23 protein-coding genes are annotated in these 24,519 nt (G+C 59.1%); 9 read left to right on the forward strand and 14 right to left on the reverse strand.

The annotated features are described in order from the left end of the window. Positions 1–74: 74 nt before the first annotated feature. The 3 genes from arsC to NTD87_RS11255 are packed head-to-tail and all read left to right on the forward strand — an operon-like array spanning position 75 to position 1,466. Positions 75–428 (forward strand): arsenate reductase (glutaredoxin), encoded by a 354-nt coding sequence (arsC, locus tag NTD87_RS11245; RefSeq protein ID WP_262113975.1) that lies wholly within the window; start codon positions 75–77, stop codon positions 426–428. Further along, the gene (wrbA, locus tag NTD87_RS11250; RefSeq protein ID WP_262113977.1) at positions 425–1,048 is read left to right on the forward strand and encodes an NAD(P)H:quinone oxidoreductase; all 624 of its coding nucleotides are present in this window, start codon (positions 425–427) and stop codon (positions 1,046–1,048) included. Before arsC ends, wrbA begins: the two co-directional genes overlap by 4 nt. After that, positions 1,041–1,466: a DUF2069 domain-containing protein gene (locus tag NTD87_RS11255; RefSeq protein WP_262113979.1), complete on the forward strand. Its 426-nt coding sequence runs from the start codon at positions 1,041–1,043 to the stop codon at positions 1,464–1,466. The genes wrbA and NTD87_RS11255 overlap by 8 nt, the downstream gene beginning before the upstream one ends. A gap of 99 nt (positions 1,467–1,565) precedes the next feature. Here NTD87_RS11255 and NTD87_RS11260 read toward each other — a convergent pair whose 3' ends face one another. Then, the gene (locus tag NTD87_RS11260) at positions 1,566–2,237 is read right to left on the reverse strand and encodes a DNA-3-methyladenine glycosylase I (protein ID WP_262113981.1); all 672 of its coding nucleotides are present in this window, start codon (positions 2,235–2,237) and stop codon (positions 1,566–1,568) included. Between the two features lie 68 nt (positions 2,238–2,305). Further along, entirely contained in the window at positions 2,306–3,130 is an 825-nt protein-coding gene (gene ttcA, locus NTD87_RS11265; protein ID WP_262113983.1) for a tRNA 2-thiocytidine(32) synthetase TtcA, read from the reverse strand. 267 nt (positions 3,131–3,397) lie between these two features. Here ttcA and NTD87_RS11270 point away from each other — a divergent pair, with 267 nt between their 5' ends. Both NTD87_RS11270 and NTD87_RS11275 read left to right on the forward strand, forming a co-directional pair. Continuing rightward, positions 3,398–4,000: a Yip1 family protein gene (locus NTD87_RS11270; protein ID WP_054593582.1), complete on the forward strand. Its 603-nt coding sequence runs from the start codon at positions 3,398–3,400 to the stop codon at positions 3,998–4,000. Positions 4,001–4,191: 191 nt separating this feature from the next. Further along, on the forward strand, positions 4,192–4,686 hold the full coding sequence (locus NTD87_RS11275; protein WP_262113984.1) for a SprT family zinc-dependent metalloprotease: 495 nt from the start codon (positions 4,192–4,194) through the stop codon (positions 4,684–4,686). Between the two features lie 119 nt (positions 4,687–4,805). Here NTD87_RS11275 and NTD87_RS11280 read toward each other — a convergent pair whose 3' ends face one another. Both NTD87_RS11280 and NTD87_RS11285 read right to left on the reverse strand, forming a co-directional pair. After that, entirely contained in the window at positions 4,806–5,987 is a 1,182-nt protein-coding gene (locus tag NTD87_RS11280) for a CaiB/BaiF CoA transferase family protein (protein WP_262113986.1), read from the reverse strand. A 144-nt stretch (positions 5,988–6,131) separates the two neighbouring features. After that, complete coding sequence (locus NTD87_RS11285) at positions 6,132–7,466, reverse strand: dicarboxylate/amino acid:cation symporter (RefSeq protein WP_262113988.1); 1,335 nt, start codon at positions 7,464–7,466, stop codon at positions 6,132–6,134. 318 nt (positions 7,467–7,784) lie between these two features. Between NTD87_RS11285 and NTD87_RS11290 the strand changes: the two genes are divergently transcribed. Then, positions 7,785–8,783: an AraC family transcriptional regulator gene (locus NTD87_RS11290; RefSeq protein WP_262113990.1), complete on the forward strand. Its 999-nt coding sequence runs from the start codon at positions 7,785–7,787 to the stop codon at positions 8,781–8,783. A 156-nt stretch (positions 8,784–8,939) separates the two neighbouring features. Here the strand turns inward: NTD87_RS11290 and NTD87_RS11295 are convergent, their stop codons facing one another. Next, complete coding sequence (locus tag NTD87_RS11295; RefSeq protein WP_262113992.1) at positions 8,940–10,286, reverse strand: ATP-binding protein; 1,347 nt, start codon at positions 10,284–10,286, stop codon at positions 8,940–8,942. After that, positions 10,283–10,960: a response regulator gene (locus tag NTD87_RS11300; RefSeq protein WP_262113993.1), complete on the reverse strand. Its 678-nt coding sequence runs from the start codon at positions 10,958–10,960 to the stop codon at positions 10,283–10,285. The genes NTD87_RS11295 and NTD87_RS11300 overlap by 4 nt, the downstream gene beginning before the upstream one ends. Before the next feature lie 259 nt (positions 10,961–11,219). On the opposite strand from NTD87_RS11300, the gene NTD87_RS11305 reads away from it, so the two are divergent. Further along, positions 11,220–12,011: a dienelactone hydrolase family protein gene (locus NTD87_RS11305; RefSeq protein WP_262113994.1), complete on the forward strand. Its 792-nt coding sequence runs from the start codon at positions 11,220–11,222 to the stop codon at positions 12,009–12,011. 210 nt (positions 12,012–12,221) lie between these two features. Continuing rightward, on the forward strand, positions 12,222–12,947 hold the full coding sequence (locus NTD87_RS11310) for a 4'-phosphopantetheinyl transferase (RefSeq protein WP_262113995.1): 726 nt from the start codon (positions 12,222–12,224) through the stop codon (positions 12,945–12,947). 144 nt (positions 12,948–13,091) lie between these two features. Here the strand turns inward: NTD87_RS11310 and NTD87_RS11315 are convergent, their stop codons facing one another. Then, positions 13,092–14,702 (reverse strand): ATP-binding protein, encoded by a 1,611-nt coding sequence (locus tag NTD87_RS11315; RefSeq protein WP_262113996.1) that lies wholly within the window; start codon positions 14,700–14,702, stop codon positions 13,092–13,094. Beyond that, positions 14,699–15,424 carry a response regulator gene (locus tag NTD87_RS11320; protein WP_262113997.1) on the reverse strand — a complete coding sequence of 242 codons (726 nt, stop codon included), beginning with the start codon at positions 15,422–15,424 and terminating at the stop codon, positions 14,699–14,701. The genes NTD87_RS11315 and NTD87_RS11320 overlap by 4 nt, the downstream gene beginning before the upstream one ends. 732 nt (positions 15,425–16,156) lie before the next feature. On the opposite strand from NTD87_RS11320, the gene NTD87_RS11325 reads away from it, so the two are divergent. Next, positions 16,157–19,051, forward strand: a complete 2,895-nt coding sequence (locus NTD87_RS11325; protein ID WP_262113999.1) for a ribonucleoside-diphosphate reductase subunit alpha — start codon at positions 16,157–16,159, stop codon at positions 19,049–19,051. A 280-nt stretch (positions 19,052–19,331) separates the two neighbouring features. Here the strand turns inward: NTD87_RS11325 and flgE are convergent, their stop codons facing one another. From flgE to NTD87_RS11355, 6 genes are all read right to left on the reverse strand, one after another. Then, positions 19,332–20,663, reverse strand: a complete 1,332-nt coding sequence (flgE, locus tag NTD87_RS11330) for a flagellar hook protein FlgE (protein WP_262114001.1) — start codon at positions 20,661–20,663, stop codon at positions 19,332–19,334. Positions 20,664–20,694: 31 nt separating this feature from the next. Beyond that, positions 20,695–21,423 (reverse strand): flagellar hook assembly protein FlgD, encoded by a 729-nt coding sequence (flgD, locus tag NTD87_RS11335; protein WP_262114003.1) that lies wholly within the window; start codon positions 21,421–21,423, stop codon positions 20,695–20,697. A 15-nt stretch (positions 21,424–21,438) separates the two neighbouring features. Then, on the reverse strand, positions 21,439–21,882 hold the full coding sequence (gene flgC / locus NTD87_RS11340; protein ID WP_262114005.1) for a flagellar basal body rod protein FlgC: 444 nt from the start codon (positions 21,880–21,882) through the stop codon (positions 21,439–21,441). 3 nt (positions 21,883–21,885) lie between these two features. Next, positions 21,886–22,293: a flagellar basal body rod protein FlgB gene (flgB, locus tag NTD87_RS11345; RefSeq protein WP_262114007.1), complete on the reverse strand. Its 408-nt coding sequence runs from the start codon at positions 22,291–22,293 to the stop codon at positions 21,886–21,888. A 376-nt stretch (positions 22,294–22,669) separates the two neighbouring features. Further along, positions 22,670–23,497, reverse strand: coding sequence for a protein-glutamate O-methyltransferase CheR (cheR, locus tag NTD87_RS11350; RefSeq protein ID WP_262114008.1), 828 nt, complete (start codon positions 23,495–23,497; stop codon positions 22,670–22,672). 45 nt (positions 23,498–23,542) lie between these two features. Further along, the gene (locus NTD87_RS11355; RefSeq protein WP_262114009.1) at positions 23,543–24,475 is read right to left on the reverse strand and encodes a chemotaxis protein CheV; all 933 of its coding nucleotides are present in this window, start codon (positions 24,473–24,475) and stop codon (positions 23,543–23,545) included. Positions 24,476–24,519 lie beyond the last annotated feature (44 nt).

The raw sequence follows: 24,519 nt of genomic DNA on the forward strand, positions 1-24,519 counted from the left end.
TCGCCTTCCAAGGTTCAGGACTGCCCGCCGCACAGGTAGAATAGCCGCCACCTTACGCAAGATGCGACCCGCACATGACCGATCTGACGCTTTATCACAACCCGCGCTGCTCGAAATCCCGCGGTGCGCTGGAACTGCTGGAGGCCCGTGGCCTGACGCCAACCGTGGTCCGCTACCTGGAAACCCCGCTGAACGCCGCGCAGTTGCAAAGCCTGCTGGGCAAACTCGGCATCAGCGCCCGCCAACTGCTGCGTACTGGCGAAGACGAATACAAAATCCTGAACCTGGCCGACAGCAGCCTGAGCGAGGCGCAATTGATCGCGGCCATCGCTGAACATCCGAAGCTCATGGAACGACCGATTCTTGAAGTCGGCGACAAAGCCATCGTCGGCCGTCCGCCAGAGAACGTGCTGGAGATTCTGCCGTGAGCGCGCCGTACGTTCTGGTTCTGTATTACAGCCGCAGCGGCTCGACCAATGAAATGGCCCGGCAGATTGCCCGCGGTGTTGAGCAGGCCGGGATGGAAGCGCGCCTGCGCACGGTGCCGGCGATCTCCACCGAGTGCGAGGCGGTGTCGCCGGACATTCCCGACGAAGGCGCGCTGTACGCCAGCCTTGATGACCTGAAAAACTGCGCGGGCCTGGCCCTCGGCAGCCCGACCCGTTTCGGCAACATGGCGGCGCCGCTGAAGTACTTCCTCGACGGCACCAGCAACCTGTGGCTGACCGGCGCGCTGGTGGGCAAACCGGCCGGGGTCTTCACCTCGACAGCCAGCCTGCACGGCGGCCAGGAAACCACCTTGCTGTCGATGATGCTGCCATTGCTGCACCACGGCATGCTGATCACCGGCCTGCCCTACAGCGAATCGGCATTGCTGGAAACCCGCGGCGGCGGCACGCCTTACGGCGCCAGCCATCACGCCGGCGCTGACGGCAAAAGCGGTTTGAACGAACATGAAGTCGCGCTGTGCCGAGCATTGGGCCAGCGCCTGGCGAAAACTGCCCTGAAACTGGAAAGTGCTCAGCCAATGGAGAGCAACCGTGGCTAAAAAGCCAAAGATCCTGCCCGCCATCGCGTGGCTGGAGCCGCGTGTGCGGATCAGCCGGGCCGTCAGCCTGCTGTGTTTTTTCGCTCTGGTGGGGTTGCTCTGCGCCTACTACCTGGTGATCGCCGACCTGCATGGTGCACGGCCATGGGTGATTCTGCTGATTGAACTGGTGCCCTTGTTGTTGCTGGCGCCGGGCATGATCAGCGGCAGCGCACGCGGGCATTCATGGATGTGTTTTGTGGTGAACCTGTATTTCATCAAGGGCGCGATTGCCGCGTTCGACCCGAATCGACAGGTGTTTGGTCTGCTGGAGATGGCCGCGAGCCTGGCAGTGTTCTGTTCGGCGCTGCTGTATGTGCGCTGGCGGTTTCAGCTCAATCGCAAACTGGCGGGTGAAGGCGAGATCTCTGTCGCCTGACCGACCGCCATCGCGAGCAGGCTCGCTCCCACATTGGATCTGCGTCGTTCACAAATTCCCTGTGGGAGCGAGCCTGCTCGCGATGAAGGCGCCTCGGTCTCAATGATTGACAGTATACGCCAGCATCATCGATATCTGGCACATCGGCCGGCCGCTCTCGGCGTGCCACTGGTTGAAGGCGTTCTGCACCGTCGCCAGATCCCGCAGGCTGGTCGGCACCTTGTCGATGATCTGCTGCGCATTCAACGCCGCCACCACGTCATAGGTCGGCACGAAGGTGTCCTTGCCGACCATCCGCAGAAACCGTGGCGCCGATAACCCGCCCAGTTGATGCCCGTGCTTGGCCAGGTACTTCCACAGGCCAACGATGTCGGTCACCGGCCACTCGGCAATCAACTCACCAAAGCTGCCCTTCTCTTTCGCCACGTCCAGAATGAACTGCGCATTGCGCGGCACGCTCTTGAGCTTGCCCAGGTGGCGGATGATCCGCGCGTCCTGCATCAGCCGCTCAAGGTGCTCGGCCCCCATCAGCACGACCTTTTCCGGATCGAACCTGAAGAACACTTCCTCGAACGCCGGCCATTTGGCGTCCACCAGGCTGTGCTTGAGGCCTGCGCGAAACACCCGCAACGCCAGGGTCGACAGGTAACGATCATCGCTGATCTTGCGCAGTTGTGCCGGGGTCTTGGGCACGGGCAGATGGGCTTCCAGTTCGGCTGCCGAACCAAAACGGTTCAGGCAGTATTCGTGCAGCCACTTGTAATCGCGCATGCCCTCTCCTGAGCAAAGAAATAAAAACGGCGCCCGCGAGCGCCGTTAAGTCAGAACGGTTCAAGCAATCAGAGGTTCACCACATTCACGAAACGCGACGCAGCGGTTTCGTCGATGCGCAGGTTGGTGAAGTCGAACAGGTTACGGTCCGCCAGCTGCGACGGTATGACGTTCTGCAAGCCACGGAAAATGCTTTCGGTGCGGCCCGGCGTCTTACGCTCCCATTCCTGAAGCATTTCCTTGACCACCTGGCGTTGCAGGTTTTCCTGGGAGCCACAGAGGTTGCAAGGAATGATCGGGAATTGCTTGAGGTCCGAGTAAGCCTGAATGTCTTTCTCGTTGCAGTAGGCCAGCGGGCGAATCACCACGTTGCGTCCGTCGTCGGCGCGCAATTTCGGCGGCATGGCCTTGAGCGAGCCGTTGTAGAACATGTTCAGGAAGAACGTCTCGACGATGTCGTCGCGGTGATGACCGAGGGCCATTTTGGTCGCGCCGATTTCGTCGGCGAAGGTGTAAAGCGTGCCGCGACGAAGACGTGAACACAGCGAGCAGGTGGTCTTGCCCTCTGGAATCAGCTCCTTGACCACCGAATAGGTGTCTTTTTCGACGATGTGGTATTCCACACCCAGCTCTTTCAAGTAGGCCGGCAGCACATGCTCAGGGAAACCCGGTTGCTTTTGATCCATGTTCACCGCGACGATCTCGAACTTGATCGGCGCCACCTTCTGCAAGTGCATCAGTACATCAAGCATGGTGTAGCTGTCCTTGCCGCCGGACAGGCAGACCATGACCTTGTCGCCCTCTTCGATCATGTTGTAATCGGCGACGGCTTCACCGGCCAGCCGACGTAGACGTTTCTGCAGTTTGTTCTGGTTGACCGTAAGAGTGCCCATGGCGCTTGAAATCCGCGAGGTGTGACGAAAGGCGGCATTTTACGCAAAAACGCTGACCGGGCGAAGAGCTGAAAAGATCGCAAGACACAACCGCAATTAAGACCCGGGTTTACAGCGCGATTTGCTCTAAAGCCCCCCACCTGCAACAGCAAGTCCTTTCTATACTGCGACATAAGGTCGCACACATTTCAGACCTCTACTTACTTGGCCGCTGGCCCGTAGGCGCTCCGCTGGGGGGCGATAGCAATCACGCAGGAGTGACTGACTATGATCCATCACGTCGTGGGGCTGTTCACCCACCCTGATCAAGAATGGAAAGAAATCCGTGGCGACCAAGAGGAAAGCATCAGCCACATGTACCTCACCCATACGCTGATTCTGGCGGCGATACCGGCTATTTCGGCGTTTATCGGCACCACCAAGGTCGGTTGGGTCATCGGTAGTCGTGCGCCGGTCATGCTGACCCAGGAAAGCGCGCTCTGGATGACCATCATGTCGTACCTGGCGATGCTCGGCGGGGTCGCAGTGATGGGGGCGTTCATCCACTGGATGGCCCGCACCTATGACGCCAGCCCGAGCCTGGCACGCTGTGTCGCGTTTGCCACCTACACCGCCACGCCTCTGTTTATCGGCGGTCTGGCGGCGCTGTATCCACACATGTGGCTGGGCATGGTCGTCGGCACGGCAGCCATCTGCTACACCGTGTACCTGCTGTATGTGGGGCTGCCGACGTTCATGAACATTCCGTCTGACGAGGGTTTTCTGTTCTCAAGTTCAGTGCTCGCCGTAGGGCTGGTGGTGCTGGTTGCGATCATGGCATTCACCGTTATTGTCTGGGGCCTGGGCGTCGGTCCGGTCTATACCAACTAAAACGGGCAATTGAAGCGAGTCATTGAAGCGAGCAAAGGACGCCGCCAACAAAACAAACAAGGATCTGCCAACACAGGCCGCCGCAAGGCGGCCTTCTAACTTCTAAATAGTGCGACGACCATTCGGCGCCTGAGCGATTCGCAATGAGCATGGTTTGCAGCATACTCGACGCCTCTGGAGATCCGTTAAGCATGCCCGAGCAACTCAACACCCGTGTCGAAGACTGTTTCCAACAAGCCGAATCCTTTTTTAAACGATCCTTCAAACGTCCGGTAGTCAGCCTCAAGTTGCGCGGCCAGAAGGCCGGCGTTGCGCACCTGCATGAAAACCTGCTGCGCTTCAATCCGCAGCTGTACCGGGAAAATACCGAAGACTTCCTCAAGCAGACCGTGGCCCACGAAGTCGCGCACCTGATCGCCCATCAACTCTTCGGCGACCGCATTGCGCCGCACGGCGAAGAATGGCAATTGATCATGCGCGGGGTTTATGAGCTGCCGCCCAACCGTTGCCACACCTACGCAATCAAACGCCGCAGCGTGACCCGCTACATCTACCGCTGCCCCTGCGCGAACAGCAATTTCCCGTTCTCGGCCCAGCGCCATAGCCTGGTGCGACAGGGACGGCGGTATTTGTGTCGGCGTTGCCGGCAGACGCTGGTGTTTACCGGTGAGTCGCGGGTCGAGTAGCAGGATTTGTGGTGTCCATACCGACGCCATCGCGAGCAGGCTCGCTCCCACATTGGATCTGCGTCGTTCACAAATCCCGTGTGGGAGCGAGCCTGCTCGCGATGAGGCCCTCGAAAACCCTACAAAACCACCTTGTTACGCCGCAATTCCTCGATGCGCTGAGCACTGTACCCCAGCCCACCCAACACCTGATCGGTATGTTCACCCAACGCCGCACCGATATATCTTGGCTCGGGCAACCCCTCCGAAAACTTCAACGGACAGGCCATTTGCGCCTGCGTGGTGCCGTCGTTGCGCGGCACCTGGGTCACCAGTTCCCGTGCCTTGAGCTGCGGGTGATCGACCGCCTCGGCCAGACTCAGCACCGGTTCAACGCAAGCATCGAGCCCGGCAAACAGCTGGCAAAGCTCGGCAAAATCATGTTTTTCGAACTCGATCTGCAACGCCAGCTTGAGCGCCTTTTGCTGTTCGGGTCTGGGTGATAAACCCTGCGCTGCCAACTCGGGTCGACCCAGCGCCGTGCACAGCTGCTGCATGAAATCGGGCTCCAGACTGCCCACTGACATCCAGCGGCCATCGCGGGTGCGGTAATAGTCGTAGAAGCTGCCGCCATTGAGCATTTGATCTTCGCGCCCCGGCGTCACACCGCAGGCCAGATAACCCGCTCCGGCCATGGCGTTCAGGCTGAATGCGCAGTCGGTCATGCTCACGTCCAGGTGTTGGCCCTGGCCGCTGTGCTGACGGGCAATCACCGCCGCCAACAGGCCGATCACCCCATGCAGCGAACCACCGGCAATGTCTGCCGCCTGAATCCCCAATGGCAACGGCCCGCTGTCCTGGCGCCCGGTGTAACTGGCCAGACCGGTCAGCGCCAGGTAATTGATGTCGTGACCGGCGCGGTCCTTGTAGGGGCCGGACTGGCCGTAACCGGTGATCGACACGTAAATCAGCCGCGGATTGATCGCCTTCAGGGCTTCATAGCCCAACCCCAGACGTTCCATCACTCCCGGACGAAACTGCTCCAGGAGGATGTCATGGTCCTGTAGCAGTTGTTTGACCACTTCCAGTGCCGCGGGCTGCTTGAGGTCCAGAGCCAGACTGCGCTTGTTGCGATTGAGGTAGGCATGGCTGGCCGAGGTGCCCTGATCATGCGGCGGCAGGACCCGCAGCAGGTCCATGCGGGTCGGCGATTCGATGCGCAACACCTCAGCGCCCATGTCCGCCAGCAACAGCGAGGCGAACGGCCCCGGCAACAACGTCGAAAAATCCAGAACCTTGAGTGATGCCAGTGGCCCGTGCATAAGCGTTCTCCTTCAGCGATGACTCAAGCCTAGGCAGCCGAAGACCTTGCAGCAATCACCTTAAGCATCAGCCGGACTGACCTTTGCGCTCAAACCTGCGGCAAAAAAAACCCGCCGAAGCGGGTTTTTCATCAACTCGATGAATTACTTCACCGACGTCGGGGTTTGGCCTTCAGCCACATGCTGATCGTCTTCGCCATGGGTGTTGGTGATTGCGCGACCACCGGAAGCCAGTTCCGTGTGCATCTGGTCGACATCCAGTTCCTTGACCCACTTGGCCACGACCAGAGTGGCCACCGCGTTACCCACCAGGTTGGTCAAGGCGCGGGCTTCAGACATGAAGCGGTCGATCCCCAGGATCAGCGCCAGGCCGGCAACCGGCAGATGACCGACCGCCGACAGCGTGGCGGCCAACACGATGAAGCCGCTACCGGTCACACCGGCGGCGCCTTTGGAGGACAGCAGCAACACGACCAGCAAGGTGATCTGGTGCGTGATGTCCATATGGGTGTCGGTCGCCTGAGCGATGAACACCGCAGCCATGGTCAGGTAGATGGCGGTACCGTCCAGGTTGAACGAGTAACCGGTCGGGATCACCAGACCCACTACGGATTTCTTCGCGCCCAGACGCTCCATCTTGATCAACATGCGTGGCAGTACCGACTCCGAAGAAGAAGTACCCAGTACGATCAGCAACTCTTCACGGATGTAGCGGATCACTTTCAGCACGCTGAAACCGTGAGCGCGAGCGATGCTGCCCAGCACGACCAGAATGAACAACAGGCAAGTGATGTAGAAGCAGGCCATCAACTGACCCAGTTGCACCAGCGAGCCGACGCCGTAGGCACCGATGGTGAAGGCCATGGCGCCCAAGGCACCGATTGGCGCGAGCTTCATGATCATGTTGATGATGTTGAACATCACGTGGGCGAAGCGATCGATGAAGTCCAGGATCGGCTTGCCATAGGCACCCAGGCGATGCAGGGCGAAACCGAAGATCACCGAGAACATCAGCACTTGCAGGATATCGCCGTTGGCGAACGCACCGACGATGGTGGCCGGGATAATGTTCAGGATGAAGCCAACGACGCTTTGGTCAGCACCGGCGGCTACATAGGCCGCAACCTTGGAGGCATCCAGGGTACTGGCATCAATGTGCATGCCGCTACCTGGCTGCACGATGTTGACCACCACCAGACCCACCAGCAACGCGATGGTCGAAACGATTTCGAAGTACAGCAGCGCATAACCGCCGGTCTTGCCGACCGATTTCATGTTCTGCATGCCTGCGATACCGCTGACGACGGTGCAGAAGATGATGGGCGCGATGACCATTTTGATCAGTTTGATGAACCCGTCACCCAGTGGCTTGAGTGCCACGGCGGTCTGCGGGTAGAAGTGACCGAGCAGAATGCCGATAGCGATGGCAACGATCACCTGGAGATACAGGGATTTGTACAGTGGCTGACGAGTCGTCATTGCAAAGTTCCTCAAGAGCACCGCGCTGCAATCATCCATCTGACGCAGACGACACCTAAAGTGCGAACCCTCCTGCGCTGGAGGGATTTGTTTTGTCGAGCTATCGCCCTTATCGCAAAGCCCGTGCCACCTTGCCCAAATCACCCAAAAGCCTTTTGCCATCAGGGCTGCAGGATTCCTTCTTGCCTCGATTACCTGATCGAAGTGGCGGATTCCCGCCCATCGACCGGTACTCGTCCTGCAATTTGGCGGATATCCGCCTTGTCCAGCCCTGAGGCCGTGGCTAAGATCCGCCACTCAATGGACGGACCAGACCCCATGCGCGAACGTACCATCGCCAGTCATTTTGCCCGTGCGGCCCTCAGTGGCGCGCGCCGACGTGGCTATGACTATTCGGGCCTGCTGCAACAGTTGGGGATCAGCGCCGAATTGCTCGACGAGCCCCGCGCAAGGATCGCGCCGGAACAGTTCACCGGTCTGTTGCAAGGGCTCTGGCAGGCGCTGGACGACGAATACCTGGGCTTTGCCCGCGGCCCAAGCAAACGCGGCACCTTCGCCATGATGTGCCATGCCTTGATCCACTGCCGTACGCTTGAGAAAGCACTCAGTCGCGGCTTATTGTTTTATAGCCTATTCCCCGATGCTCCGCGCCTGACCCTGACCCGCGAGGGCGAAATGGTCCGTTTGAGCCTGGACGATTCGCAGCTGTGGGACCCGGATCACTTTTTCAGCGAATGCCAGTTAGTGATCTGGCATCGACTGGGCAGTTGGCTAATCGGTCAGCGCATTCGTTTGGAACAGACCAGCTTCAGCTACCCGAAACCCGAGCACGGCGCCGAATACGACCTGTTGTTCCCCTGCCCTATGGTGTTCTCGGCCGAGCATAGCAGCCTGCTGTTTCACAGCCGTTACCTGCACATGCCGCTGCTGCAGGACGAACGAACCCTCAAGCATTTTCTCGAACGCTCACCCGCCGACCTGCTGTCGCGTCCGGACGACGGCGACAGCCTCAGCAGCCAGCTACGGCGTCTGCTCAGCCGCGACAGTGCGCGCTGGCCAGACCTGGAAGCGGTCGCCGCGCACCTGCACATCAGCCCGCAGACATTGCGTCGGCACTTGCGTGAAGAGGGTTCGAGTTTTCAGGCGTTGAAAGATCAACTGCGCCGCGACATTGCGATTTATCACCTGAGCCGCGCCGATCTATCATTGCAACAGATCGCTGAACAGCTGGGGTTTTCCGAACCCTCGGCGTTTCACCGGGCGTTCAAAAAGTGGACTGGACTGACGCCTGGTGCTTATCGCGCCCAGGAAAAATGAGTTTCAAGGCTGATTTTTTTGATGAAGCCACTGGCCCCTTCGCGAGCAGGCTCGCTCCCACAGGGGATCTGCTGTGAGCACATTTTTTGTGAGCACTTGAGATCAAATGTGGGAGCGAGCTTGCTCGCGATGAGGCCCAAAAGAGCCCCCATCACCTCACACAGCCGGAAAATGAATCCGGAACGCCGCACCACCCAAGGCTGAATCCCCCAGGGTCAACTGTGCGCCGTAGCTCTCGATGATGTCCTTGACCACCGCCAGGCCAATGCCCTGCCCCGGGTGCTGGCGGTCCAGTCGCTCGCCGCGCTGGAGAATCCGCGCACGCTGATCCGGTGGCACGCCCGGGCCGTCATCTTCGACACACAGCTCAACGCCACTCATGGTCTGCCGCAGGCTGATGCGCACTTCACCCAGGCACAGGCGATAGGCGTTTTCCAGCAAGTTGCCGAGCATTTCCAGTAAGGCGCCCTGCTCGATCGGCACGTAGCATGGGTCCGGCAGATCGAAGGAGGTTCGTACCTGCTTGTCGCGGTAGACCTTGTCCAGCGTATCGCAAAGGCTTTGCAGCACCGGCCGCAATCGCACCTGGTGGCGTACCAGACCGCTTTTACGCAAGCTCGCGCGCTGCAACTGATAGCTGATCTGCTGACTCATGCGCTCGATCTGCGATTGCAGTACCCACGCCTGCTCCCGACTTTCCGGGCGCTTGGCCATGTCTTCACTGACCCCTTGCAGAACCGCCAACGGGGTTTTCAGACTGTGGGCCAGGTCATCCAGAGAGTCGCGGTAGCGACTGCGCTGTTCACGCTCGCTACGCAGCAAACGGTTCAGGGAGCCGGTCAGGCGCAACAGTTCGCGGGGGTGTTCTTCGCTGAGGCTTTCAAGGGCGCCGCTCTCGATCTGGTCCAGTTCCTGACTCAAGCGCTTGAGTGCCTGCAAGCCCCAGGTCAAGCCGATCCACAGCAGCGACAGCAACACCACCAATGCGGCGCCAAACCCCAGATAGAGCTTTTCGCGCAGGCCTTCGAGTGTCAGTTGGTACTCACGCACCGGCTGCAGTGCAACGATACTGAACGCTGCACTTTTACCGCCGAGCAGTTTGACCTCGACGTCATAGACGAAAAATTCCTGACCGTTGGCCTCACGAATCCGTGCGAACTGATTGCCGTGCCCGTCGTAACGCGGCTTGTAGTTGATGTCCTCTTCCTGAGTCGCCCGCGAGCGCCAGACCAGATGACCGTCGCGATCATAGATGTAGCCCAGCAAGCGACTGTCGGTGAGGTTGAAGCGCTCATCCGGCATCTGCGTGGGCATCACCAAACGGTTGTTTTCAACCCGCGCTGCAGAAATCAGCGTGGTGACATCCGACGCCAGGCGCTGCTCGATCGAGTCTTGCAGCGCCAGGCTGAACGCGCCCTGCATAGCCGGCAACAAGGCCAGCATGAACAGCACCGCCAGCGTCGTGGCGGCGAGCATCAAGCGCAAGCGCAGCGAACGAATCACCGGCAGCGCTCATTGAACAGGTAGCCCAGACCACGCACGGTATCGATCGGTTTGAAACCGGCCTTGCCTTCAAGCTTGCGCCGCAGACGGCCGACCAGCACTTCGATCACATTTGGATCGCGCTCGTCGTCATCCGGGTAGAGCTGCTCCATCAAACGGTCCTTGGCGACTACTTGCTGGTGATGGCGCATCAAGTATTCGAGGATCCGGTATTCGTAGGCGGTCAACGACAGCGGCTGCTCGTCAAGGGTCGCTTGCTTGCGGTTGAGGTCCAGCAGCAAAGGCCCGGCAGTGATGGTCGACTGGGTAAAACCGCTGGAGCGGCGCAGCAACGCATTCAGGCGCGCGTCCAGTTCTTCGAACTGAAACGGCTTGACCACGTAGTCGTCGGCACCGGCAGCCAGGCCTTCGACCTTGTCCTGCCAGTTGCCACGCGCGGTCAGGATCAGGATCGGAAAAGTCTTGCCTTGCGCACGCAGTTGGCGAATCAGGTCCAGCCCGCCCATGCCCGGCAGACCGAGGTCGATCACCGCCAGGTCATGGTTGAATTGCTCGGTCTGGTACAAGGCTTCTTCGGCGTTGGCCACGGACTCGACGACGTGACCATTGTCGCTCAGACGGGTTTGCAGGTGATGACGCAGCAGCGCTTCGTCTTCGACGACCAGCAGTTTCATAACGCTCTCCCAGGCAAATCAACGTCTCCACGGGTGCCTCGCACCTCGACGACTTATACGACAGTAACGGTAACTCAGTTCAACCCAAGCGTTTGCTAAACCTGTGGCAGAACATCCGCGAGCCCTCGCCGGAGCAATCGATACCACAGCGGTATCTGTAGGTTAACCACAAACCGCTGAACTCCCCCTGAACACATTCCGATCTCGGCCCGAGAAGGATCGACTAGGCTGTCTGAACGTCTTTTAAAGGAGCCCCACCATGCGCGTATTTATCGCACTCGTATTACTGGCCTTGAGCGGCCTCAACCAAGCGGCGATCAAGACACAAGAGATCCCTTACAAGAGTGCCGACGGCACCGAAATGATCGGTTACTACGCCTACGACGACAGCATTCAAGGCAAGCGCCCGGGCGTGGTGGTGGTGCATGAGTTCTGGGGGCTCAACGACTACGCCAAGCGCCGGGCTCGTGACCTCGCCGGGCTGGGCTACAGCGCACTGGCGATCGATATGTATGGCGAAGGCAAAAACACCGAGCACCCGAAAGACGCCATGGCGTTCATGGAAGCGGCGCTTAAAAACAGCGCGACAGCCAGCGCTCGCTTCAATGCCGGGCTTGATCTGCTCAAGCAACAACCTCAGACCGACCCGAACAAACTGGCGGCCATCGGCTACTGCTTCGGCGGCAAGATCGTCCTTGATGCGGCACGCCAGGGAACACCGTTGGCCGGCGTGGTGAGTTTCCATGGCGCATTGGCAACCAGCACCCCGGCGACACCCGGCAGCGTCAAGGCCAAACTACTGGTGGAGCACGGTGCCTTGGACAGCATGGTCACCGCGGACCAGGTGGCGGCGTTCAAAACCGAGATGGACAAGGCCGGTGCCGACTATAAGTTCGTCAGCCTGGCAGGTGCCAAGCATGGCTTCAGCAACCCGGACGCTGATCGCCTGAGCCACGGCGATCACGGCGGCCCGGACATCGGCTACAACAAAGCCGCCGATGAACGCTCGTGGGCGGATATGAAGGCGTTCTTCAAAAAAATCTTTGGCTGATGGGTACCGACACCATCCTTGTGGCGAGGGAGCTTGCTCCCGCTGGGTCGCGAAGCGCCCCCAATGTCCTCGTGATCAGACAGTGTTGCTGACATTGCGACGGCTACGCCGTCGAGCGGGAGCAAGCTCCCTCGCCACAACAGCACTGCGCGCCACATGATTGCGCCACCAACACTACCCAGCACCCAGGCAACCCGGCAAAATGCCGGAATGAACCCACCCCTCGTTCTTCCCGCCTGCTGCACGCCGCTCGACGCCCACTGGCCGTTGCCTGACATGCTGTCCGACACGGTGCTGCTGAGCACCCGTTTCGATCCGTCATTGCTGGCATTCAACGACTTCCAGCGCAGCACGATCGAGCCGCCCCCCAGCATTCAACGCTCGGTCGCCAAACGTCAGGCCGAGTTCCTCGCAGGGCGGGTGTGCGCCCGGGCCGCCTTGCATCAACTGGAAGGTCTGGACTGCATTCCGGCGATTGGCGAGGACCGTGCGCCCGTGTGGCCAGCGCATATCTGTGGCTCGATCACCCACAGCACCGGCCGGGCCGCGGCCATCGTTGCACGCAAGACGCATTGGCGCGGCTTGGGCATGGACCAGGAAAACCTGCTCGACACCGAACGCGCCGAGCGTCTGGCCGGCGAGATCCTGACCCCGCCCGAGCTCAAGCGCATGGCCGCTGGCCCTCGTGATCAGTTGGCGCTGTGGGTGACCCTGACCTTCTCGGTCAAGGAAAGCCTGTTCAAGGCGCTCTACCCCATCGTGCAGAAACGCTTTTATTTCGAGCATGCCGAGATGCTGGAGTGGACCAACAGCGGCCATGTTCGCCTGCGCTTGTTGACCGACCTCTCCAGCGAATGGCACTACGGCACGGAACTGGACGCGCAGTTTGGGTTGCACGATGGGCAGTTGTTGAGCCTGGTCAGCATCAAGGCCTGAAGAGTTTCAGTGCCTGTTCGACCGTCATCGCGAGCAGGCTCGCTCCCACACTGGATTCTCGGTGAACACAATATTTGTGAACAACACAGATCAAATGTGGGAGCGAGCCTGCTCGCGATGAGGCCCTTACAGTAAACAAAGATCTCAGGGCTTTTCCTGATTGCGTGGCCAGCTCAGACTGAAACACGCTCCGCCAAGGTTTTTACTCTTGCCGATCAACGCCCGGCCGCCATGCCAGTGAACGATCCGGCGCACGATAGACAGCCCCAGACCGTGCCCACCGGACGCCCGGGTGCGGCTGTCATCCAGACGCAAAAACGGTGTGAAGATTTTTTCCCAGGCATTTTCCGGCACACCCGGCCCATCGTCTTCAACATCGATGCGACAACGCTGCTGCCCCACCTGATAACTGATCGACACCTGGGACTGGGCATGACGCATGGCGTTGCTCACCAGATTCTGTAACGCCCGATGCAGGTAGCGCGGTTCAGCGTCGACCCAGGCGTCATCGCAATCGGCAGCCGACAGACACAGGCCGCGCTGAACCGTCACGTTGGCGCGTAATGGCGCCAGTTCGCTGATCACCTGATTGACCAAGGCGTCCAGATCGACCCGCTGGAAGTTCAGCGCTGGCGAACCCTGCTCCAGCCGCGCATACGTGAGCATCTCGTCCACCAGGCCGTCGAGGTCCTGAATATCGTGGTCCATGCCCTCCAGGTATTTATCCCGTGCTTGCGGTGTGTTCGCCGTGCTGATCATTTCCAGACCAAAGCGCAACCGCGCGACAGGCGTACGCAGCTCATGGGACACCGCACGCACCAGTTCACGCTGTATCGCCAGCAGTTGCTGCAAGTGCTCGGCCATCCCATTGAACGCCGCGGCCAACCGTCCCACCGAGTCCGCACCACGTGCCGACACACGGGTTTCCAGGCTGCCTTTGGCGATCCGCGTGGCGGCCGACTCCAGCCCCCTCAAGCGACGTTCCAACTGGCGCACCAGCAAATAGACGATCAACCCGATCAGGCTCAGACCCAGTGCCGCAATCAACACCAGCCACTCCGACGGGTACGGACTCATCTGATACAGCGGGCCGATTTCCAGTACCCAAGGCGTACCGACCATCCCGGCAAACACCCGGATCGAATCGCCGCCCTTGCCCAACGCCATTACCGTGTCGCCTTCAGAGACCCGACGGCTCTGGTCCTCGTCCATGTCTGCCTGGTCGACCGTGATCAGTTGCAGGTCGAAGCCAAAGCCCTTGTCCTTCTTCAGTGCCTCAAGACGCTGGGGCTGCTCGGCCACCGGATAGCGCACCAACTCATCAGCCAACAGATAAATCGTCGCCCGCGCCAGTTGCTCGCTGATCTGCTGTACTTCCCCCGTCAGCACAAGCTGTTCTTTATCGCTGACCAACCGGTAGACCTTCGCCGCGTGCGGCCCGGTCTGTTCCACCAAGGCCTGACCCCGCAGTACCCGCGTGCGCTGGCTCAGGTCGAGGTCGGTCTGGGCGAACGTCTGCAAGCTCAAGGGGATGCCCAGCAAACGCTCCCACACCAGCACCGCACGATGACGTTCGGTCTCGTTCATCGGTTGCAGGTTGTCGGCCATCAAGGAAAACGTGCCGTGAGCCAGGCGCTCGCGGTATTGCTCCCCGCGCACCTGATTGAGCAGGTGCAAGGCCAATACCCCAAGTACCGCCACCAGAATCAGCGCGGCGCACATGCCGCCATAAATGCGCAGGAAGATCGAGTTCACAGGGGCTGGTCTACGCAGGCTTCAGGAACGAACAAATACCCCTTGCTGCGAATGGTCTTGATCAGTCGCGGGTGGATCGGGTCATCACCGATCTTCGGCCGGATTCGCGAAATGCGCACATCAATCGAGCGATCCTGGCCGTCGTAGCCAATGCCGCGCAGCGCCGTGAAAATCTCCTCGCGGGACAGGATCCGCCCGGCGTTGGCCACCAGCAGCCAGAGCAAATCAAACTCGGCACTGGTCAACTCGATCCCATTGTCATGCAGCCACGCCTCACGCAAGGCGTTGTCGACGACCAGCGGACCGAACTGCAAACGACGGAGTTTTTCCGGGGCCGCAGGCTCAGGGGCTTCGCTACGTCGCAGCAAGGCCTGGACCCGCGCCAGCAGCAAACGCGGACGTACCGGCTTGCACACATAATCGTCGGCGCCCATGTCCAGGCCCTGGATCTGGTCCATGTCGTCAGTGCGCGCAGTGAGCATCAGGATCGGCCCGTCGTAGCGATCGCGGACCTTGCGGCAAATCGTCAGGCCGTCTTCACCGGGGAGCATCAGGTCAAGGATCACCAGGTCCGGTTGCTCGGCGATAATCCGCGCCGCCGCCAGTGCACCGTTGCCTTCGATAGTCACCCGCAGGCCGTTGCTTTCCAGGTACTCACGGGTCAACTCAGCCAAGCGCTGGTCATCCTCGACTATCAATACCTGCCACGCTTCTTGCTCCACGGGTGACCTCTTTACCGAACACTATCAAGGAAGGGTCCACTCGTCTTTTTGTAATGATTTGAGTGGATAAGACTGCGTACACAGCAGCCGATTGTAGCAATGCCTCCCCTTGAGAACACAAGCTGGCAAATGCGCTCGGTAACTGTGTTTTTTTGTGATAGGGTTCGCGCCCGCAAAAATCCGCCCCAGGCTATTTTTCAGGGCGAAATTCTATGACAAACGGTCCACCCCAGCAGGGTCGCGGCCTACACGATGATTGGCAGTTTCATCCACATTTTACGCACAGCTTTATCCACAGGTAGTACGTTGCAATCACCCCCCAAAACGCATTATCTTGTAGCTCGCGCTCAAAAAAACCCTACATGTAGGGTTTTACACGGAAAACCAAACACAAATCAGACAAGAAACTCAAGTGCTTTTCTTGCATGTTTTTGGTTGAACCAAACGCATTTTCAGAAGCCCAAACCGCACCTGCGGATGGCGACTGTTTTTCAGCCTCCAACGGCGAAAACGGTACGGGTGTTGCAGTCAATATTAACGGTCACCCAAACGGAATTCGGTTTTCAGCCCCTGGCTTGAGACCAAAGACTTCGGCATGGAAGCGGCGCCCAACAGCCCCTTCCTACTGTCCCGAAGTTGTTATGCCCGGCAATCGCCGGTTGTAGTGCTTCAGGACGGAACGGTGGGCACCTTCATGGTGCCCAAACAAACATAGAGAACGTGGAGACACCCATGCAAACCGACACAACTCGCGAGAACCCGCAGGGCACCGCGCCGCTGGCCGCTGATTCGAATTCGGATCTGTCCGCCACCGCGCCAGGCCAACTGCGCGTGATCAAGCGTAACGGCACTGTCGTTCCTTACACCGATGACAAAATCACCGTCGCCATCACCAAAGCGTTTCTCGCAGTTGAGGGCGGCACTGCTGCTGCCTCGTCGCGAATCCACGACACCGTTGCCCGCCTGACCGAACAAGTCACCGCGACCTTCAAGCGTCGCATGCCATCGGGCGGCACCATCCACATCGAAGAAATCCAGGACCAGGTCGAACTGGCCCTGATGCGTGCCGGCGAGCAGAAAGTGGCTCGCGACTACGTGATCTACCGTGACGGCCGCTCCAAGGAACGCGCCACCCGCGCGCCTGCCGAGGAAGCGGTACAGGCTCACCCGTCGATTCGCATCACCCGCGCCGACGGCACCTTTGCTCCACTGGACATGGGCCGCCTGAACACCATCGTCACCGAGGCCTGCGAAGGCCTGGAAGAAGTCGACGGCGACCTGATCCAGCGCGAAACCCTGAAGAACCTCTACGACGGCGTGGCCCTGACCGACGTCAACACCGCGCTGGTGATGACCGCCCGTACGCTGGTTGAGCGTGAGCCGAACTACTCGTTCGTGACCGCGCGCCTGCTGATGGACACCCTGCGTGCCGAAGGCCTGAGCTTCCTGGAAGTCGCTGAAAGCGCGACCCACCACGAAATGGTCGACCTGTACGCCAAGGCCCTGCCTGCCTACATCGCCAAGGGTATCGAATTCGAATTGCTGAACCCGGTTCTGGCATCCTTCGACCTGGAAAAACTTGGCAAGGCGATCAACCACGAGCGCGACCAGCAGTTCACCTACCTGGGTCTGCAAACCCTGTACGACCGTTACTTCATCCACAAGGATGGCGTGCGTTTCGAACTGCCACAGATCTTCTTCATGCGCGTGGCCATGGGCCTGGCCATCGAAGAGAAGAACAAAGAAGACCGTGCGATCGAGTTCTACAACCTGTTGTCGTCCTTCGACTACATGTCCTCGACCCCAACCCTGTTCAACGCCGGCACCCTGCGTCCACAGCTGTCGAGCTGCTACCTGACCACCGTGCCGGATGACCTGTCGGGCATTTACCACGCGATCCACGACAACGCCATGTTGTCGAAATTCGCGGGTGGCCTGGGCAACGACTGGACGCCGGTTCGCGCATTGGGCTCGTACATCAAGGGCACCAACGGCAAATCCCAGGGCGTCGTACCGTTCCTGAAAGTGGTGAACGACACCGCTGTCGCCGTTAACCAGGGTGGCAAGCGCAAAGGCGCTGTCTGCGCCTACCTGGAAACCTGGCACATGGACATCGAGGAGTTCATCGAGCTGCGCAAGAACACCGGTGATGACCGTCGTCGTACCCACGACATGAACACCGCCAACTGGATCCCCGACCTGTTCATGAAGCGCGTCTTCGATGACGGCAAGTGGACCCTGTTCTCGCCGTCCGAAGTTCCAGACCTGCACGACCTGACCGGCAAGGCCTTCGAAGAGCGTTACGAGTACTACGAAGCCCTGACCGAGTACCCAGGCAAGGTCAAGCTGTTCAAGACCATCCAGGCCAAAGACCTGTGGCGCAAAATGCTCTCCATGCTGTTTGAAACCGGCCACCCATGGCTGACGTTCAAAGACCCATGCAACCTGCGTAGCCCACAGCAGCACGTTGGCGTGGTTCACAGCTCGAACCTGTGCACCGAGATCACCTTGAACACCAACAAGGACGAGATCGCCGTTTGCAACCTGGGCTCGATCAACCTGCCGAACCACATCGTCAACGGCAAGCTGGACACCGTGAAGCTTGCACGCACCGTGAACACCGCCGTTCGCATGCTCGATAACGTTATCGACATCAACTACTACTCGGTGCCACAAGCGAAGAACTCCAACTTCAAGCACCGTCCGGTCGGCCTGGGCATCATGGGCTTCCAGGACGCGTTGTACCTGCAGCACATCCCTTACGGTTCCATTGCAGCCGTCGAGTTCGCCGACAAGTCGATGGAAGCGGTCAGCTACTACGCGATCCAGGCTTCCTGCGACCTGGCTGACGAGCGTGGCGCTTACGAGACGTTCCAGGGTTCGCTGTGGTCCAAAGGCATCCTGCCGCTGGATTCGCAACAGATCCTGATCGAACAGCGCGGCCAGAAGTACATCGATGTCGACCTGAACGAATCCCTGGACTGGGCACCGGTGCGTGCCCGTGTGCAGAAAGGCATTCGTAACTCCAACATCATGGCCATCGCACCGACCGCGACCATCGCCAACATCACCGGCGTCTCGCAATCGATCGAACCGACCTACCAGAACCTCTATGTGAAATCGAACCTGTCGGGCGAATTCACCGTGATCAACCCGTACCTGGTTCGCGACCTGAAGGCTCGCGGTCTGTGGGACTCGGTCATGATCAACGACCTGAAGTACTACGACGGTTCCGTGCAGCAGATCGAACGCATCCCGCAAGAACTCAAAGAGCTCTACGCGACCGCGTTCGAAGTGGACACCAAGTGGATCGTTGACGCGGCCAGTCGTCGTCAGAAGTGGATCGACCAGGCTCAATCGCTGAACCTGTACATCGCTGGCGCATCGGGCAAGAAGCTGGACGTGACCTACCGCATGGCCTGGTACCGTGGCCTGAAAACCACTTACTACCTCCGTGCCCTGGCCGCGACCAGCACCGAGAAGTCGACCATCAACACCGGTAAGCTGAACGCTGTTTCCAGCGGCGGCAACCACGGTGACGACTCGGTCCTGGCCGCTCCAGCCGGTCCTGCTCCAGTGCCGAAGGCATGCGCCATCGACGAGCCGGATTGCGAAGCTTGCCAATAAGCTGAGCCGGTGAGCGCTGCAAGGCGCTGACCTGAAACCCCCGATGAATCCTCTGGATTGATCGGGGGTTTTCTTTTGCCTGAAGGAAAACTATGGCCGTACTGACGCCATCGCGAGCAGGCTCGCTCCCACATTTGAATACATTCCCCCTGTGGGAGCGAGCCTGCTCGCGATGAGGCCACCACTGACAACCAGAACCCCTGCTCCTGATAAAAATCCCGGCCGCAAAAAAGCCCCTCTTACGAGGGGCTCTTTGCCAAGCGCTATCTGCCAACCGGCATCAGGTCATCTGAATGATGGTCTGCATGATGGTGCTTTGGGTCGAGATGGTCTTGGCGTTCGCCTGGTAGTTGCCTTGCGCCTGAATCAGGTTGACCAGTTCGTTGGTCAGGTTGACGTTGGACCCTTCCAGGGAGTTGGACGAGATGGACCCCAGCGTACCGGTGGTCGGTGCGTCATAACCCGGGATACCCGAAGCGTAGGTTTCTTTCCAGCTGGTGCCGCCGACCGCTTGCAGACCCTGCTCGTTGGTGAAGCTGGCCAAGGCAACCTGGCCGATCGCCTTGTTCTGGTTATTGCTGAAGTTGGCGAACAGGGTGCCGGTGCCGTCGATGGTCAGGTTAGTGATCTCGCCAGTGGCATAACCATCCTGAGCCGGAATCGAACGCGCGGAGTCGGCATTGAACTGTGTGGTGTTGGTCATCGAAATGGACATGCCCGTCGCGCTGGCAGTTGCACCGTTAGCCTTCCACACACCATTGGTCACTGTGCCGGGTACCCAGCCAGCCAATGTCAGGTTGTTACCGACGTTAGGCGCTGCCGGTGTTGCAGGTGGTGTCGCCACCGAGACCAGTTTGCCGCTCGTATCGAACGTTATGGTCGAAGCGATCGGGGCGGTGACTTTAGGGTCGCTGCCGGTAGCATCAGGGTTGCGGCCCTCCACCAGGGTGTAGGCCTTCCAGGTGTTGGCGCCGGTCTTCACCATGTATTGATCCAGGACGTGCGAGTTGCCCTGGCTGTCATAGATCGGCGTACTGAACGACTTGGTGTAAGACGCGGTATTGGTCGGATCGAATGGAATACCGGTGGCCGCCGTGTCGTCGATCACCGGAGCGGTCGAGTTCAGGTTGATCGTCGAGGACACGGTCGAAGTCGGCTTTGGTGCCAGGTTCGAAGTGTCGATTTTCAGGTCGGTCAACACACCATTGATGATCTTGCCATTGGAGTCCGCAGCGTAACCCTGCAAGCGAGAGGTGTAGTCGGTGTTGGTAACGAAACCACTCTTGTCGACCTTGAACGTACCGGCACGGGTGTAAGACGTCGAACCGTTATTGCTCAGGGTAAAGAAGCCCGAGCCATTGATGCCCATGTCCAGCACGTTACCGGTGTTGCTGATGTCACCCTGGGTAAACTGCTGGGAAACGTTGGCCAGGCGTACGCCGCTGCCGACGACTTTAGAGCCGTTACCCAGCTTGGTTGCCGAGTAGACATCCGAGAATTCTGCGCGCGAAGACTTGAAACCAGCGGTCGCGACGTTGGCGATGTTGTTGCCGGTCACGTCCAGTTGCTTGTTGGCTGCATAGAGACCGCTAAGGCCGATATTGAAAGACATATTCCACTCCTTTGTGCCGCGTTAGCCGGCTCTATATACCAATGGTTTGAACTTTGGACAGGGCGATGGGGCCCAGGCCTGCAAGATTGAGCATCAACTCGCCGCCGGTTTGACTCAGCGTCACGCTGTTGACCGTTGCTGGCAGGTAGGTGGCCAGATCGGTCGCGGTGCCGTTGACCGGAGCATTGGCCTTGAAGGTGTAGGTGCCCGCCGGGACCAAGGCGCCGCTGCTGTCCTTGCCGTCCCAACTGAAGCTGGCACTGCCCGCAGGCTGGCTGCCCAGATTGAGGGTTCTCACGACATTTCCGCTTGAGTCGCTGATCTTCACCGTACCGTCGGAGATCGACGATGTCAGGTTTACCGTACCAGTCAGCCCCTTGCTCGAGTCGCTGATCTGAGCGGTGCTGGATTGCGCAATCACCGAACGCCCCACCAGCGAAGAAGCCTGCAAGGCCTGGGAAGAGCTGAAATTACTGGCGAGGGAACTCACGGTCGTGTTGAGGGAGGTGATCCCTTCAAGGCTGCTGAACTGCGCCAGTTGAGCGACGAATGCGCCGTTGTCCTGCGGCGAAAGCGGGTTCTGGTTTTTCAGCTGGGTCACCAGCAATTGCAGGAATGCATCCTTGCCCAACGTCTGGCTGCCGGTCGCACTTTTCGTGGCTGCGGCAAGGCCGGAAGCGGTCGAACTGGTGCTCTTGACTGAAGAGTTCGCCAGGAGGTCGGTCATGCTCAGGGTGCTGGTGGTATCGGTAACACTCATCGTAGTAGCCCCTTATCACTGACCGAGGGTCAGGACCTTCTGCATCATGGTTTTGGCGGTGTTCATCATTTCCGCGTTGGTCTGGAACGAACGACTGGCGGAAATCATGTCGGCCATTTCCTCAACCACATTGACGTTGGGGTAATAGACGTAACCCTTGGCGTCAGCCGCCGGATGGTTCGGCTCGTAGCGTGCCTCGAGGTTGCTTTGATCTTCGACCACGCCGAGTACCTGCACGCCCTTGCCCGCGGCATCCTGGTTCTGGAACAGCGAATCGCTGCCACCGGACTGACCGCCCTGAAACATGGTGGCGAACACCGGGTGACGGGCACGGTAGGTCTGATCGATGCTCGAAGAGACGGTCTCGGCGTTGGCGATGTTACTGGCGACGGTGTTCAAGCGAGTGGTTTGAGCACTCATGCCGCTACCGGCAATGTTGAAAACACTGGACAGAGACATGAATTACTCCCCGCGCAGGGCTGATACCAGCCCTTTGAATTTGCTGTTGAGCAGCGTGAAGCTGGCCTGGAAGTTGACCGCGTTTTCCGCGTAGTTCGACTGTTCCAGTTGGGCGTCCACGGTGTTTTGGTCAATCGACGGTTGCATCGGCGTGCGATACAGCAACGACTCGTCAGCACTGCTCAGACCTTGGGCTTCGATATGACGGCTATTGGTCATGTTCAAAGCGAAAGTGCCGTTTTTGTTCTTGTCGCTCTGGGCAGCCAGAACCGACGAGAAGTCCAGATCCCGAGCCTTGTAGTTCGGGGTATCGGCGTTGGCAATGTTGTTGGCCAGGACTTCGGCACGCTGAGCGCGGAAGCCCAGGGCTTGTTCGTGGATACCGAGCGCTTTATCGAAGCTGATGCTCATGTCGGAAACCTTTGGGTGACCTGATTTTTCGTAACAGGGATATAGCAAGCCCCGTGCCAGCTTCTCAACCCCCATAAACCGGGGCTTTGCGGGCAGCGGCAACGCGGCAATGCCAGAAAAGCGGCAACGGATTTCCGGCGCCTGCCGCTTTTCTGCCGCTTGTAACGACTTGGGAGAACAACACCGAACCCTGTGGGAGCGAGCCTGCTCCGGGCGGCGTTCCGACGATAACGGTGTGGCAGGTTGCATTGATGTCGACTGACACCACGCCATCGCGAGCAGGCTCGCTCCCACAGGGGATGGTGCAATTGGCAGGCAAAAAAAACGGGAGCCCCTGAGGACTCCCGTTTTTCATGCAGTACCCACTACCGGCCAATCACTTCGCCTGGTAGATGATCCCCGGGCTGCACTGGACCATCTGGTAGTGATCCGGCAAACCGTTCAGTGCTTCGGAAGCCCCCAGGAACAGATAACCGCCCGGCTTCAGCGTGCTGTGAATGCGCAGCAGGATGTCTTTCTTCACTTCAGCAGAGAAGTAGATCAACACATTGCGGCAAAACACGATGTCGAACTTGCCGAGACTGGCATAGCTGTCCAGCAGGTTGAACGAGCGGAACTCTACCCGACTCTTGATCGGCGCCTTGATCGCCCAACGTCCCGGCCCTTTCGGATCGAAGTAACGTTGCAAGCGTTCCGGCGAAAGACCGCGACCGATCGCCAGGCTGTCGTACTCGCCGGTCTTGCAGTTGGTCAGCATGGTCCCGGACAGGTCGGTGGCAACGATCTGCACCCCCATCTTCAACTGACCCATATTGACCCGCTCGAACTCATCGATCGACATCGACAGCGAATACGGTTCCTGTCCGGACGAGCAAGCCGCCGACCATATCCGCAGACGCTGCCCGGGACTGGCCTTGATGGACTCAGGCAGCACTTTGTTCTTCAGGACTTCAAACGGATAGGTGTCGCGAAACCAGAGGGTTTCGTTCGTCGTCATCGCGTCCACCACCATCTCGCGCAAACCGCTGCGCGGCTGGGTCTGAATGCGCTGAACCAACTCTCCCAAGGACTTGATGCCTTGCTGTTCCATCAGTTTGTTGAGACGGCTCGACACCAGATACTGCTTGTTTTCACCGAGCAAAATGCCACAGGCTTTTTCCAGGAAGACCCGGAACTGTTCGAAATCCAAATTACCCGTAGACAATGATGCCGCCTCTTAAATCGTATTGACCGCCAGGAGCGAAGGCCACTAGCTGTTGTCTGCTGCTTTGATCCGGTCTACTACCCGGGATGCCAGATCATCAGGACGGAATTTGGCAAGGAAGTCATCGGCACCGACCTTCTTCACCATCGCCTGATTGAACACACCTGACAACGAAGTATGCAGGATGATATGGAGCTTTTGCATGCGAGGGTCGCTGCGGATCTCGCTCGTAAGGGTGTAACCGTCCATTTCGGGCATTTCGATGTCGGAAATCATCATCAAGAATTCTTCTTCCGGCTTCTTGCCCTCATCGACCAGTTTGCGCAGGTAATCCAGCGCTTGCCGACCGTCGTTCAACGCAACGACTTCAACCCCCACCGTCTGCAAGCAACGCGTGACCTGCTTGCGCGCCACCGACGAGTCATCGACCGTCAGCACTCGCAAGGAAATCGCCTTGTGCTGGGTTTCGATATCCACCACGCCAACCGAAATGGTTTCCGAGGTTGGCGCAACTTCCGCCAGGACCTTTTCCACGTCGATGATTTCGACTAACTGATTGTCGACTCGAGTCACAGCGGTCAGGTAATGATCGCGCCCCGTGCCCTTGGGCGGTGGATGGATCTCCTCCCAGTTCATGTTGACGATCCGCTCGACCGACCTCACCAGAAACCCCTGGGTCTTGGTGTTGTACTCCGTGATGATGACGAAGGGATTGCTTTGATCCTGCAACCCGCCAGAGCCGGTCGCCATCGCCAGATCCAGAATCGGAATGGTTGCCCCCCGAATATTCGCCACACCGCACACGACAGGACTGGATTTTGGCATCAGGGTCAGTTTGGGGCATTGCAGCACCTCCCGAACCTTGAACACGTTGATCCCGTAAAGCTGCTGACCGTCGAGACGGAACAACAACAGCTCCAGGCGATTCTGCCCTACCAGTTGCGTGCGCTGGTTTACCGAATCCATTACACCAGCCATGCCCAGACTCCTACACCAACGCTAATGTGTTGCGACGCACATTC

The organism is Pseudomonas sp. 6D_7.1_Bac1 (assembly GCF_025465945.1).
In the GTDB taxonomy this organism is placed as follows: Bacteria; Pseudomonadota; Gammaproteobacteria; order Pseudomonadales; family Pseudomonadaceae; genus Aquipseudomonas.